This is a genomic window from Alcaligenes sp. (assembly GCF_050255915.1).
GTDB classification, from domain to species: Bacteria; Pseudomonadota; Gammaproteobacteria; order Burkholderiales; family Burkholderiaceae_B; genus Alcaligenes; species Alcaligenes aquatilis.
On sequence record NZ_JBFWIQ010000002.1, the window covers coordinates 315,446 to 329,300 of the forward strand.

The 13,855-nt window shown below is 57.5% G+C and carries 12 protein-coding genes; 7 read left to right on the forward strand and 5 right to left on the reverse strand.

The features are described from left to right. Positions 1–87 precede the first annotated feature (87 nt). Entirely contained in the window at positions 88–2,214 is a 2,127-nt protein-coding gene (locus AB7E06_RS03645) for a TonB-dependent receptor (RefSeq protein ID WP_427955167.1), read from the reverse strand. Positions 2,215–2,665: 451 nt separating this feature from the next. Here AB7E06_RS03645 and AB7E06_RS03650 point away from each other — a divergent pair, with 451 nt between their 5' ends. Together AB7E06_RS03650 and bfr are read left to right on the forward strand one after the other, a co-directional pair. Then, positions 2,666–2,935, forward strand: coding sequence for a (2Fe-2S)-binding protein (locus tag AB7E06_RS03650; protein ID WP_009460253.1), 270 nt, complete (start codon positions 2,666–2,668; stop codon positions 2,933–2,935). A 270-nt stretch (positions 2,936–3,205) separates the two neighbouring features. Then, a complete protein-coding gene (bfr, locus tag AB7E06_RS03655; RefSeq protein WP_094195261.1) occupies positions 3,206–3,685 on the forward strand; it encodes a bacterioferritin in 480 nt (159 codons plus the stop codon). Positions 3,686–3,828: 143 nt separating this feature from the next. Here bfr and AB7E06_RS03660 read toward each other — a convergent pair whose 3' ends face one another. The 4 genes from AB7E06_RS03660 to AB7E06_RS03675 form a co-directional block, all read right to left on the reverse strand. Next, positions 3,829–4,452, reverse strand: a complete 624-nt coding sequence (locus tag AB7E06_RS03660; protein ID WP_094195262.1) for a hypothetical protein — start codon at positions 4,450–4,452, stop codon at positions 3,829–3,831. Positions 4,453–4,562: 110 nt separating this feature from the next. Next, positions 4,563–6,176 (reverse strand): peptide chain release factor 3, encoded by a 1,614-nt coding sequence (locus AB7E06_RS03665; protein ID WP_094195263.1) that lies wholly within the window; start codon positions 6,174–6,176, stop codon positions 4,563–4,565. 97 nt (positions 6,177–6,273) lie between these two features. Further along, the gene (locus AB7E06_RS03670) at positions 6,274–6,897 is read right to left on the reverse strand and encodes a LysE family transporter (protein ID WP_094195264.1); all 624 of its coding nucleotides are present in this window, start codon (positions 6,895–6,897) and stop codon (positions 6,274–6,276) included. 65 nt (positions 6,898–6,962) lie between these two features. Then, positions 6,963–8,438, reverse strand: a complete 1,476-nt coding sequence (locus AB7E06_RS03675) for a DEAD/DEAH box helicase (protein WP_230019491.1) — start codon at positions 8,436–8,438, stop codon at positions 6,963–6,965. Between the two features lie 426 nt (positions 8,439–8,864). Between AB7E06_RS03675 and AB7E06_RS03680 the strand changes: the two genes are divergently transcribed. The 5 genes from AB7E06_RS03680 to AB7E06_RS03700 are packed head-to-tail and all read left to right on the forward strand — an operon-like array spanning position 8,865 to position 13,847. After that, complete coding sequence (locus AB7E06_RS03680) at positions 8,865–9,485, forward strand: LemA family protein (protein WP_094195266.1); 621 nt, start codon at positions 8,865–8,867, stop codon at positions 9,483–9,485. A 20-nt stretch (positions 9,486–9,505) separates the two neighbouring features. After that, positions 9,506–10,465, forward strand: coding sequence for a TPM domain-containing protein (locus tag AB7E06_RS03685; protein ID WP_427955175.1), 960 nt, complete (start codon positions 9,506–9,508; stop codon positions 10,463–10,465). A gap of 17 nt (positions 10,466–10,482) precedes the next feature. Next, entirely contained in the window at positions 10,483–10,980 is a 498-nt protein-coding gene (locus AB7E06_RS03690) for a TPM domain-containing protein (RefSeq protein ID WP_121737683.1), read from the forward strand. Between the two features lie 15 nt (positions 10,981–10,995). Beyond that, positions 10,996–12,402: a DUF2868 domain-containing protein gene (locus AB7E06_RS03695; RefSeq protein WP_427955178.1), complete on the forward strand. Its 1,407-nt coding sequence runs from the start codon at positions 10,996–10,998 to the stop codon at positions 12,400–12,402. Next, positions 12,399–13,847 carry a DUF3482 domain-containing protein gene (locus tag AB7E06_RS03700; RefSeq protein WP_121737685.1) on the forward strand — a complete coding sequence of 483 codons (1,449 nt, stop codon included), beginning with the start codon at positions 12,399–12,401 and terminating at the stop codon, positions 13,845–13,847. The genes AB7E06_RS03695 and AB7E06_RS03700 overlap by 4 nt, the downstream gene beginning before the upstream one ends. Positions 13,848–13,855 lie beyond the last annotated feature (8 nt).

Below are 13,855 nucleotides of genomic sequence, written 5' to 3' on the forward strand. Positions count from 1 at the left end.
TACACGCATGAACAGGCCCTGCAAAAGCAAAGTTAGCGCCTGCCATCCAGACGGAGTCACTGGATCGCAGGGTTATTGTTGGTCTATTTAGAATTTCATGGTGGCCGAAGCCAGGAAGGTACGTGGTGAGCCTTGGCCATTGCTTAAAGGCACGACCCAGTAGGCTTTATTGCCTACGTTTTCCAGGCTGGCGCGCAAGGTCACTTCCTTGCCGGCAAAACGTGTTTTGTAGCGCATGCCCAGGTCATAAGTGGTCACGCCCGGCATGTAGTAACTGTTGCTGGCGTTGGCATATTGCTTGGACTGGGTGTGCAGATTGGCATTTAAGGTCAGGCCTTGAACAAAGGGGGTGTCCCATTCAATCCCGGCCTTGGCAACCCAGCGGGACAGGCCCACGGCGCTACGCCCTTCGGTATCCGGGTTGCTGGCCTTGCGGATTTTCGGATCCAGGTAGGCGATACCGCCAGTCAGGCGCCAGTTCTTGGCAATCTGGCCAAACACCTGTACTTCCACGCCTCGGTTGCGCTGACGACCGTCGTAGCTCAAGTTGGGCTTGCCATTGAAGCGCTCATTGCTCTCGTAGCTATTGGGTTGGGTAATGTCGAACAGGGCGGCGGTCAGTGCGTAGTCGCCACTGTCGTACTTCATCCCGATCTCGTATTGGCGTGTTTTCTGGGGGGCGAAGACTTGACCTTCGTTGGCGTAGTCGTCGCCCACAATCATGCCCTGGGTTAGACCTTCGGCATAGTTGGCGTACAGCATCCAGTCGTCCTGCAGTTGCCAGACACCGGCAATAGTGGGTGTTAGGGCGTTCTTGCGGTAATTATCGCTTTTGCCGCTTTTATCCTTGGTGCTGACCCATTGCTGGCGCAGACCCAGGGTCAACTGATATTTGCCGTCTGCAAAAGACAGGGTATCGGCCAGCGCCGCACTGTACAGATAGCTGACATTAGGCGCACTTAGCCCATTCATGGGGACATAAGGGCGTGCCGGGTAGTCCGGATCATAGATATTGATGGTCTCAGACCAGCCCTTGATGGAGGTGTTGTCGCTGCGCGAGCTTTTACGATTCCAGTCCAGCCCGGCGCTGATGGTGTGCTGCACCGAGCCGGTGTCGAAGCTGTAGAACAGGCCGGTATTGGCAGCTAGGTTGTAGCCAGTATTGTTGCGCCGAGTCGCGGCCAGCTTCAGGTCCCCTTGCTCGTTCAGCAAGGTGCTGCCCTTGGTGTTGTAGTTGTTCATCTCGGACTTGCTGTAACCTGCCGAACCGTACAGGGCCAGCTTGTCGCTGGCAGCCCAGTCTGCACGGATCAGCGCCGTGGTTTCACGCGTCAGGCCGGCAGCCCAAGGGACACCCAACAAGACATCGCCTTTGGGAGGCGTAGGCAGTGGGTTCTTGTCCAGACCCTTGGCCAGACGCACACCTCGATTCAGGCCGGAAATGTACTCTTCCAGGTGATACAGGTCGGCGGACAACTTGAGCGATCCCAGACGGTAGTCCGCTCCCAGCGAGATCAGTTTGTCGCGATTGGTACGGTGATCCACCACGCCCTCGCCGTCCTTGAACACGCCATTCAAGCGCAGGCCCAGCTCATTGGATTCCCCGAAACGACGGCCCAGATCCAGATGCGTCCCGAATTGGGAGGGCTGGATGTAGGACAGGGTGACGTTGCTAATGGGATCGTCCGTGGCGCGCTTGGTCACCAGATTGATCGAGCCACCCACATCATTGCTGGCATTCATGCCGTTCAGAACGGCAGAGGGGCCTTTGAGAATTTCTAAACGCTCTGCGATGGCCATCAGGCGGCGGCCACTGGTCAAGCCTTGCAAACCATTTAGAGACACGTCACCGGCACGGAAACCCCGTATATACAGAGTGTCTTTCCCACCTGTTCCACCTGCACCGGGTGTCTGCACGGAAGGGTCGTTCTTGCTGATCAGAATGCGCAGTTCCTGGCCTTGCAGGTCCTCGATGTAGTCGCTGGTGTAGTTGATGGTGCTAAAGGGGGTGTTCATGACATCCCGGTTGCCCAGCAAACCCAGATTGCCGCCGGTAGCGACATGATTGCCTTCGTACGCAGGCGGCAAATCAATGTATTCGCTGGCTTTGACTTCAATAGTGGACAAAGACGTGACCGGGGGAGCCTCGGAAGATTGTGCCCAACTGCTGCCTGCACTGAGCAGGCTCAGGCCAACAAGATAAGAAATACGCATGGATTTGCAATCTAAATATAAATGATTCTCATTAATGTTTCATTTGTAGCATTTGCTTGTAGGGGGTTCAAGCAGTTAGGTGGCTTTGTGATATAAAAACGACCCTAAGAAACTTAGGGGTATAAGGAGACGATGCAGTCGATTTCGCTCCGAAATCGCGCCGGAATTAGGGTTTCAGGGGGATCTTTGAGCAAAATCGTGGCACGTCTGACTCGACGGTGGGAGTGCGTCCCATGGAGCGATTGTTGGAAAGCAGGCAGTGTTGCCGAGAGCTTGTCGCCCGCTGCGCGCTTGTTGATGGACCACTTGTTGCAGAATTGATGCGTTTGTCGGTGTTGGGCCAGCCTGCAAAGGCAGGCGGAAAGCGCTTCTTGGATATATGTTGGCGTGATAGCTTTCTTAATGAGAATGACTCTTGATATTTTTATGTTTCTTGATAATAATAGTTCTCATGTTTATCTGCATATGTAACGCGATCACCGAGCGTCAAGTACAAGAAGCTGTACGTGGCGGCGCTTCCAGCCTGGCAGACCTGCAAGGTCAGCTTGGCGTGGCGTCTTGCTGTGGCTGCTGCGCCGAGACCGCTCAGGATTATTTGCCCGGCGGGCGCTATGCCAATCAAACCATGATTGCTAGCCTTGAAACCGCCCGGGTGGATTACGCTGCCAACGACAGCCTGATCCCTGCCCCTGAGTTCGGCCGCCTTGTTTGTCGCGCCTAAGCGCGTGTTTTTGATCAGGATTTCACATTCCCGCTGTTGCTAGTGGGAATGATTGTTATTGTTCCTGCTACTAACCCAAAAGTGCAACGCTTTCTGGGTGCTTCTTTGTTTTTTAAGCCATTGCCCATGCGTGCATGGTAGCCTGTCACATTCACCCCTCACTGTGTTTTTGCCTATATCGCGCTTGTGTGCGATCACTGGCGGAAGTAGCGTTTGTGGGGGCTCGGCGGCTCCTTGGGGGGAGCGCCGTCAGATTTACAGGAGAACAGCATGTTTGGCGATAAAGTGGTAATTCAGCATCTGAACAAGCAGCTAAAGAACGAACTAACAGCAATCAATCAATACTTCTTGCACGCTCGCATGTTGAACCATTGGGGCTTTAACAAGCTGGGCAAACATGAGTATGACGAGTCCATCGGCGAGATGAAACACGCCGATATGCTGATCGAACGTATCTTCATGTTGGACGGCCTGCCCAACCTGCAGGACATGCACAAGATCATGATCGGTGAGAACGTGCCTGAACTGCTGGGCTGTGACTTGAAGCTGGAACAGGCTGCCCGTCAGACGGTGGTGGAAGCGATTGAGTACTGTGAGTCCACCCGCGATTATGTCTCGCGTGATTTGTTTTTGAAGATTTTGGACGATACCGAAGAACACATCGATTGGCTGGGTACACAGCTGGAGCTAATCGAAAAAGTGGGACTGCAGAACTACCTGCAATCACAGATGGGCGATCACGGCGAGTAAGCTTGCTGGTTGCTCAGACAATAAAAAGCACCCGTTCTCTAACGGGTGCTTTTTTATTTTCCCTGCCATTCGCAGTGCGCGGCCTTGGACGTGCAGTGCTTAAGGGTAAAGGGTGGTAGTGGTCAAAAAACGCGGCTGTTTCTTTAGAAGGATTTTTTTGGACAGCCAGGAACCTTGCCCCATGCATCGTTTGGACCGCAATATTTATTCCGGGCGTCCCAGGAGCAACTTGGGCGATCAAAAAATCCTTTTTGGCTACAGGCATTTAACTCTTGCTGCAGTTGTGCCTGCCAGGCGCCGCCATTGTTGCTGGCCACTTGAATATCTTGTGGTGGTGGTGGCGGTGGTGTGCCGACATCGACCGGCTGAATGGGCTCGGTGCCACCCAGATTCACGCGGGCAATTCCTTGCAACTCCCGGTTCTGCTCAGCCATGGCGATTTGTATCGCCTGCTCCAGCGAAATGGAGGTTGTGGCCAAAGCAATGGGAGGCTGCTCTTCAGTAAGGGTAGACGTGTCGATTTCCCAAGCAATCGGCGTTGGGGCTTGTGGCACGCCTAAGCGACCGTTGATCAAGGGTTGTGGCGGCTGGGCGGTAAAGGGCTTGCCATCGGCATCGAGCGTAGGCAGATCGGACGGATCAGGCGTACTGACCACCATAGACTTCTCTGGGCCGTGCGCGATGAGCCAGTTCCCCAGTTCCAGGCCGCCCCACACTGAGGCACCTGCGGCCAGCAGCAAGACAGCAATGATAAAACGCCAGGGCATAAGCGATGTCTCGGTTTTGAGTCAGGAGCGATCCGATGGGTCGGATGCGCGTTATTAAAAGAAAAGAGCCGTCATTGTAGCGAAATGTCGGCCCTGTTCTTGTGACAGAATTAGACGGCATCCCCGAAAACGTGTCCACCGTGTTCACGTAATGCGTGAAATTCAATGCCTGGATTGAGCTCCTGAGCCACACGCAGTTGCGCAGGCGATGTTGCTAAAAAGGCAATGGCCTCGACCACGTCATAGGCAATATTGCCGGCGTTGGTCTCGATAAACTTCTTCATGTCTTTAGGGTCTTTGGCGGTGACCCAACGAGCCAGGTTAAAGCGGCTGGACGATAGGCGTGCTTCCACACCGTATTCGGTTTTCAGGCGGTGTGCCACCACTTCAAACTGCAGTTGGCCGACAGCACCCAGGAGCATCATGCCCCCTGCCATATGGGGACGGAACACCTGAATGGCGCCCTCTTCACCCAGTTGGGTCAGGCCGGTACGCAACTGTTTAGTGCGCAAAGGATCTTTGACCTCAATGGACTGGAACAGTTCAGGGGCAAAGAATGGCAAGCCGGTGAACTGCAGGTTTTCGCCTTCAGTCAGCACGTCGCCCAATTGCAGGATGCCGTGATTGGGGACACCGATGATGTCACCGGCAAAGGCATCGTCCAGCAGTTCACGACGTTGCGACAGGAAGGACACCACGTTGTTGGGGCGAATTTCCTTGCCAGTACGTGACACTTTCAGTTTCATGCCGCGCTTGAAATGGCCCGAGCTGACGCGCACAAAGGCCACGCGGTCACGGTGGGCGGGGTCCATATTGGCTTGCACCTTGAACACCACACCACTGAACTTGGGTTCGTCGGGCTGCACTTCGCGCTGCAAGGCGGCGCGTGGACCTGGAGAAGGGGCCAGGTCAACCAGCGCGTCCAGCACTTCCTGCACACCAAAGTTATTGATGGCCGAGCCAAAGAAAACAGGCGTTTGCTGGCCAGCCAGGAACATTTCCAGGTCGAACTCTGGGGCGGCGGCGTTGAGCAGCTCAATCTCTTCCTGTGCCTTTTCAAAGGGTTCGCCAAAACGCTCGGCAATCACGGGGTTGTCCAGGCCGGGGATGATTTCATCCTGGCCATGGCGTTCCTGACCGGGTTTGAACACACGCATATGATTGGCGCGCAGATTGAACACACCGCCAAAGCGACGCGCCATCCCGATAGGCCAGGAAAAAGGCACTACTTCCATACCCAGGTGCGACTCAATTTCCGACAGCACATCCAGCGGCTCTTGAACTTCGCGGTCCAGCTTGTTCACAAAGGTGATGATGGGCGTATTGCGAGCCCGGCACACTTGCAAGAGGCGGATGGTCTGCGGTTCCACACCGTTGGCCGCGTCAATCACCATCAAGGCGGCGTCCACAGCGGTCAGCACACGGTAGGTATCTTCCGAGAAGTCCTGGTGACCAGGGGTGTCGAGCAAGTTGATCACGCAGTCGCGGTACTCCATCTGCATGACCGAGGAGGCCACCGAAATACCACGTTGTTTTTCAATTTCCATCCAGTCCGAAGAGGCGTGGCGGCTGGCTTTACGGGCCTTGACGCTCCCTGCAATCTGAATCGCACCTGCGAACAGCAGCAGTTTTTCAGTCAGTGTGGTCTTACCCGCGTCAGGGTGCGAAATGATGGCAAAGGTGCGGCGTTTCTTGACTTCAGAGCGTATGTCACCGGACGACATTGAAAATCCTTGTGGCAGCGCCAGTCTGGCGCGTGGAAAACAGTGAGCGAATTATCCGTAAAGCAGGGCTTGGGGGCAAGTTGATGCGTGCACAAGGCTAACGCGACACGCCGGCCAATACCGTCCCTGCCAAGATAAATAGCGAACCGAATACGCGGTTCAGCAGCCGTACGTGGCTGGCCTGACGGAGCAAATGCAACATGCGCGCGGCCAGCGAGGTGTAGCAACCCATGGCCACCAGGTCCGTAAAGCACAGGGTCATGGCGATCAGCAGGTATTGCAGTGGCATGGGCCGATTCAAGTCCAGAAACTGGGGCATGATGGCCAGCAGAAATACCAGCCCCTTGGGGTTGGTGATATTGATCAGACAACCACGAAGCAATAGATCACGAATGCGAAAATCGCTGGGTGCCTGGCCTGTGACCTGCACCGGCATGGCGTCAGTGCGTAATTGCTTCCAGCCCAGATAAATCAGGTACGCCGCGCCCAGCCACTTAAGCGTGGTGAACGCCAGTTCCGAGCGCGCCAGGACTTGTCCAAGCCCCAGGCTGATGATGAATATCTGGATCATGATTCCGATATTCAGGCCAATTGCCATCCAATACCCACGTTTGAAGCCGTATTTCAGGCCCGAGGACATGGAGGAGATCGCGCCGGGACCGGGTGAGAAGGAAATGACCCAGGAAGCCGCGAAAAAGGCGAGCCAGGTGCTCAGTGCCATGGTGTGCTCGGTTCAAAGGCGGGCGCTGTGCCCGCCTTTGGCAGGCACAGCCCCTTTTGCAGGGTTTAGGCTTTGGCTTGGGCGGCGCTGCGGTTGCTGCGGTTCGGGCCACGGCTGTCCTGACGGCCACCGGGGCGGCCTTGACCGGCACGGGCAGCACCACCACCTGCACCACCAGGAGCGGCGCTGCGACGTGGACGGTTGTCATTGCCAGGACGGCGTGGACGGCTTTCGCCATTACCACCACGGCCTTCAGGCGAGCGAGCCTGACCACCACCGCCACCCGAGCGGCGAGCACCTGCTGGAGCACGAGCACCAGGGCCAGGAGCGCTGTGGAAACGGCGCTCTGCGTAGGTGTCTTCCTTGGCTTCTTCAGCCAGAGCAGCACGCGAGGGAGGCGTCCAGCCTTCCACCACGATGCGCTCGATAGGATTGCGGGTCATGCGCTCGATCTGCTTGAGCAAACGCATTTCGCTGCGATCGACCAGCGACAGGGCCACGCCTTCGCTACCGGCACGGCCAGTACGGCCAATACGGTGAACGTAATCTTCAGGCACGTTAGGCAGTTCGAAGTTCACCACGTAAGGCAGTTGATCAATGTCCAGACCACGTGCGGCGATGTCGGTGGCAACCAGCACCACAACCTTGCCGTTCTTGAAGCCGGCCAGCGCACGGGTACGAGCCGCCTGGCTCTTGTTGCCGTGCAGGGCTTCAGCCGCCATACCGTCTTTGGACAGTTTTTCGGCCAAACGGTTGGCGCCGTGCTTGGTGCGGCAGAACACCAGCACCTGGTTCCAACTGCTTTCGCGGATGATGTGGCTTAGCAGGTCACGTTTGTGTGCCTGGTCAGCCAGAATCACTTGCTGGGTAATCAGTTCATTGGTGGTGTTGCGAGCAGCAACAGCCACTTCGACCGGGTTGTTCAGCGAGCTGCGGGCCAGCTCACGGATTTCGTCCGAGAAGGTAGCCGAGAACAGCAGGGTCTGACGCTCAACGGGCATCAGGCTGATGATCTTGCGAATGTCGCGGATAAAGCCCATGTCCAGCATGCGGTCGGCTTCGTCCAGCACCAGAATTTCCACGCCAGTCAGGTCTACCGTGCGTTGACGCACGTGATCCAGCAAACGGCCAGGGGTCGCGACCAGAATGTCCAGTGGCTTGCGCAGGGCATGGAACTGGGGGTTGATGTTCACGCCACCAAACATGACCATCGAGCGCAGACGGGTGTGCTGGCTGTACAAACGTACCGATTCTTCAACCTGGGCGGCCAGTTCACGGGTAGGAGCCAGGATTAGCGCACGTGGGCGGCCTGGTTTACGATTTTGCTGAGGGTTGTTCAGCAGACGGTGCAAGATAGGCAGGGTAAAGCCTGCGGTCTTGCCAGTGCCGGTTTGAGCAGCGGCCAACAGGTCACCACCTTCAATGACCTTAGGGATAGCCTGGGCCTGAATAGGGGTGGGGTGGGTATAGCCTGCGTCGGTTACAGCACGCAACAGAGGTTCTGCCAGCTCAAGAGAGGCAAAAGTGATTTGAGAGTCCAAGAATTTTCCAGTGACTAGCCCAAAAGCCCTCTTTGGGGCCCTACCAATCCAGGCTAAGGTATTTTGTTTATGGCGACGATGCCACGGCAGGGGCAAGAACGCCGCCTGCTGCAAGAGGCGCAGTGATTGGTGCGCTGCGCAATCAGCCATTATAGCGTGAAATCAGTAAAAATCCTCATTGACCATCTTGTATCATTTTGAGTGGTCGCGTTAAAACAACCTGTTTCAAGCATCAAAGGTCAGGCTTGCTGCGTAGCCGGATTTGACAGAAATTGTTAAGCGCCGTCATAGACGCACTTGTTATGCGGCGGGACGCGGTTTACGCTGGGCGTGCACGCACTGCCGGGCTCGGTTTGGCAGGTGCCCGAGCGAATGGGTTAGAACCCTTTTTTGTTGTTTATCTGCTTATTTTTGCAGGAAAAAATCATGACATCATGGATACGATGGGTCTTTATCAGCAGTGTAGCGGTCTTGCTCTCTGGTTGTGGGTATAACGAGATCCAGCGCCTGGACGAGCAGGTCAAGGCTGCTTGGTCGCAAACCTTGAATCAATACGAGCGCCGGGCCGAACTGGTGCCCAAACTGGTCAGCTCGGTCAATGCCTATATGGTTAACGAGCGTGCGGTGCTCACCCAAGTCACCGAGGCTCGCGCCAAGGTCGGCACGATTCAGATGAAAGTGGATGATCTGGACAACCCCGAAGTCATGGCGCGTTTCCAGCAAGCCCAGAACCAGTTGTCCTCGGCCTTGTCGCGTTTGATTGCCGTCTCGGAAAACTACCCACAACTGAAAAGCGACGGCCTGTTCCGTGATTTGATGACACAGCTTGAAGGCACGGAAAACCGTATCGCTACCGAGCGTGGCCGTTATGTACAGGCTGTGCAGGAATACAACCTGTTCATTCGTCAGTTCCCTACCCTGATTACCGCCAAGCTATTTGGTTACAAGGTCAAGGAAAACTACGGTGTGGATCGTCAAAGCGAGATCACGCGGGATCCCGAGGTCAAGTTTGATATCCCTGCGACCCCTGCTCCTGCCGGGTCTTGATTAATTCTGGAGGTGGCACCATGAGCGTGCACGATCTTGCACGGACTGCTGGGCCTGGGTCTGCACGTTCTGGCAGGCTGGTCTGGGTTTGTGGCTGGTTGATGGCACTGCTGTTCTTGTGCTGGCCCTGGGCACAAGCGCATGCCAAACCCGAGCCTATTCCCGCCATTGCGGGTTGGGTGACCGATACCACGGGCACCTTGAGTCCGGATCAAAAAGACGCTCTGAACCAGCAGCTCAAGGCGGTGGAGCAGGAAAAAGGCGCACAGGTGGTCATTTTGATGGTGCCCACCACGGGCGACGAAACCATCGAGCAATACGCCTTGCGTGTTTTTGATCAGTGGGAAATTGGTCGCAGAAAAGTGGATGACGGCATCTTGCTGTTGGTGGCCAAGGATGATCGCCGCATGCGTATCCAGACCGGCTACGGCTTGGAAGGCGCAGTGACCGATTTGCAGGCTGGCCGCATCATTCGCGAACAGATGACGCCTCGTTTTATGGAAGGCAATTTCTACGCGGGTATTCAGGCTGCTGCCGATAGTCTGGTGGGCTTGGTCAATGGTGAAGAGCTTCCCCCTCCCCCTAAGAATGCGCCTGTTACCTCTTCAGGTGAAGAAGGCGTGTTCTGGGAGCCTTTGCTGGCTGTGGGGGCAATTGTGTTTTTTGCCTCTCCCTTGTTTGCTGCCTTTGCCGCAGGCGTCTTTACCCTGATTGTCTCGGGCAGCATTGGCTTGGCTCTGCTGGCCGCTGTTGTCGGTGCAGGCTTGAGCATGATTGGTCGACTCTTCGGGGCAGGCGGCAAGTCCAGCTCCGGGCGCGCCTCACGCCGTGGTGGCGTCATTGGTGGCCTGGGCGGTTATTCCTCCGGCGGGTTTGGCGGGAATGGCGGCAGCAGCGGCGGTGGCTTCGGCGGTTTTGGCGGAGGCAGCGGCGGTGGTGGTGGCGGTAGCGGAGGCGGTGGCGCTTCCGGTAGTTGGTAAGGCCACAGGGGAGCGATATGAATGTGAATTGGAAAGAACTCTCGGGCTGGGCATCGGTACACGGCCAATGGCTGCGCCGTCGATATTTCAATGCTGAAATGCTGGGCCATCTGGCCGAGCAGATTCGCAAGGGTGAAGAAAATCATAGTGGCGAGCTGGTCGTGGCGATTGAAGCGGTTTTGCCCGCTCATGAGGCCGACAGCGCCCAGCGTGCGCTGGAGGTTTTCGGCCGTTTGCGCGTCTGGGATACGCCCTTGAACTCTGGCGTTCTGCTGTACCTGGCCCTGGGCCAGCGCCGTATCCATATCATTGCGGATCGGGGCATCAAGGCCGATCCGGTGCAATGGGCACAGATCTGTCAGCAACTGGAAAAAGACCTGGCCGCGCGCGAGTACCTGTCTGGCCTGCTGGCGGCTGTCAGTGCGATTGAAGCGGTCTTGCAGCAAGGAGCGCCATCCCAGGCGCCAGGCGCAACGCCGGCCAATGCCTTGCCTGACGAACCGGTACTCCTTTAAGTGGTGGCCAGTGCCATGAAACCGTCTGAATCCGTCGGCTCCTGGCAGCAGCAAACTCTGGTGGAAGCCATACGTTTGCGCGAAACCCTGTGGGGCCCTATTGAGGACCTGTCTGAATCGCGCCGTGCGCGGGCGGCGGGTGGTTCATTTGCTCAACGTGTATCGGCACGCGCTTTGGCTCTGGCGCGGCGCGATGGGCTGGAACAAGCCTGGACGCGTTGGTGGCGTATGGCCCGCCTCCTGCTGATCGCCATGGCGGTGCTGGCTTTGTTGGCAGGCGCCGGGACCGCTGCAGGAGCACTGGGCGATGGCAGTCGAGCCGTGAATGTATTGACGGCCTTGGGGGCTTTGCTGGGTTTGCACGCGCTGACCTTTATTTTCTGGCTGTTCAGCTTGTTCTGGTCCGGCAAAAGCGCTGGCACGGGCAGTTGGGCCAGTGATGCCTGGTGGTGGCTAAGTCGCCGCTTCGTCAAAGGCGATGCCAGTCTGGTACCCCAGGCTTTTGCCGCCGTACTGGCACGCCGAGGTAGCCAGTCCTGGCTAGCGGGTCTGATCAGCCATAGTTTGTGGGTGCTGGCCTTTTTGTCAGCCTTGAGCACCCTGCTGTTATTGCTGGCTTCGCGCCGCTATCACTTCAATTGGGAAACCACGCTTTTGACGCCAGATAGCTTTGTCTGGCTGGTTGAAGGCCTGGGTGCCCTGCCGTCCTTATTGGGCTTTGCCCAGCCCGATACCTTCACCATACGTAGCAGCGATGGCCTGCAAGTGCTGGATGCCCAGGCTCAGGCCCTGTGGTCCAGTTGGCTGTTGGGCGCGGTGGTCACCTATGGTTTGCTGCCTCGTGTGCTGGCCTTGGCCTGGAGCCTGTGGCAATGGCGTAAACATACGGCTCGCTTGAGTCTGGATGACAGCCTGCCGGGCCTGGCAGAGTTGCGTCCGCGCTTGATGCCAGCCAGCGAACCGACGGGCGTGGATGAATTGGCATCGCCCGACAGGGTGGCTCGCATTCAAAGTCAGCCCAGCACGCCTTTGACCGCTAATGCGCTGTGCGTGGTGGGGCTGGAGTTGCCGCCAGAACATAGCTGGCCGCCTGCTTTCGTGCAGACACAGATGCAGGACTTGGGCCGGGTGGATTCGCGCGCTGAGCGCCTGGATATTCTGGGGCGCTTGCAGTTGGCCAGTCCTCGCCATTTGTTGATGGTATGTGATGCCGCCCAGACGCCAGACCGTGGTGTGGTGGCAACGCTGGTTGAATGGGCACAGTTGGCCCAGCAATCCGATGTGGTGTTGCTGGACGACGCCTTGGCCGACCCGGACCAGACGCGCCGGCGCAGTTGGCATGAGCGCTTGGTGGCGGCAGGCTTTGCGCCTGGGCAGATTCACGATCAATGGCCAGACTTGTCTACGAAGGAGCCATCATGAGTGCGGCGGCTTTGACGCTGGCGGTGGTGGGTCACACCAATACGGGTAAAACCTCTTTGCTGCGTACCCTGACGCGGGATACGGAGTTTGGGCAGGTCAGCAATAGCCCTGGCACTACACGGCATGTGGAAGGAGCCAGACTGACGGTGGACGGCGAGGCCCTGGTGGAGCTGTTCGACACCCCCGGCCTGGAAGACAGCATGGCCTTGCTGGACTTTATGGATCAGCTCAGCCAGCCCGGTGAACGTATTGATGGACCGGAGCGGATACGTCGTTTTCTGGAGTCCCCGGCGGCACAGGGCCGTTTCGAACAGGAGGCCCGTGTGCTGCGCAAGTTGCAATCTTGCGATGCGGGTTTGTATGTGGTGGATGCGCGCGATCCTGTCTTGAGCAAGCATAAGGACGAGCTGACTTTGTTGGCCTATAGCGGGCGGCCTTTGTTGCCTGTGCTCAATTTCGTGCGTAGTCCGCAGGCGCGGGTACAGGAATGGCGCAGTGCGTTGGCACGTCTGGGGCTGCATGCCTTGGCGGAGTTCGATACGGTGGCACCGGCTTTGGATGGCGAGGCTTTACTGTACGACAAGCTTGCTGTTCTGCTGGAGACGCAGGCCGGAGTGTTGCAGCAGTTGAAAGTGGATTTGGCGCAGCAGGCGGTATTGCGGCGTCGAGACGCGATGCGGCTGCTGGCAGAATTGCTGGTGGATGTGGCGGCCTGGCGGGTCAGTACACCCTCGGACAAGGAGGCCATGGAACTGGCCGCGCAGCAGTTAAAGGAGCCGGTCTTGGCGCGCGAGGCCAAGAGTGTGCAGGCTTTGCTCAAGCGCTACAGCTTTGGCCGTCAGGATGTGGTGGCGGATCTGCTGCATTTTGACGGTGGTCGTTGGGGCATGGACTTGTTTGATCCCCAGGCCTTGAAGGAGTTTGGCGTGCAGTTGGGCAAGGGTGTGGCTGCCGGTGCCATGGCCGGCGCGACGCTGGATGTGATGACGGGCGGTCTGAGCTTAGGAACCGGGACGGTTCTGGGCGCCTTGGCAGGTGGTTTGTGGCAAGGCGCGGACAAATGGGGCCAGCGTTTGATGGGCAAGTTGCGGGGCGAGACTGAGCTTAGCGTGGATGATGCCGTCTTGCGCTTGCTGGCCGTGCGGCAGCTAAGTTTGATGGCGGCTTTGGAGCGACGCGGTCATGCCGCACAGACGCCGATTCGCCTGGGCGAGATTGATGCCGAGAATTTCGATCAGGCCTTGCAGAGGGAGTTGAACGTGTGGCGGGCACAAGGTCTGCCGGAGGAGCTGGCACAGGCACGGATTCATCCGGCCTGGTCGACTTTGCGAGCGGACTATGCGCCGGACTCACGGCGCGAGGCGTGTGTGCAGGGGTTGGTGCAGCGTCTGCTGGGGGCGCGCAATGCGCCTGGCGCTAATACTGTCGGGCGGCCGCAGGGATAGCCAGTCAC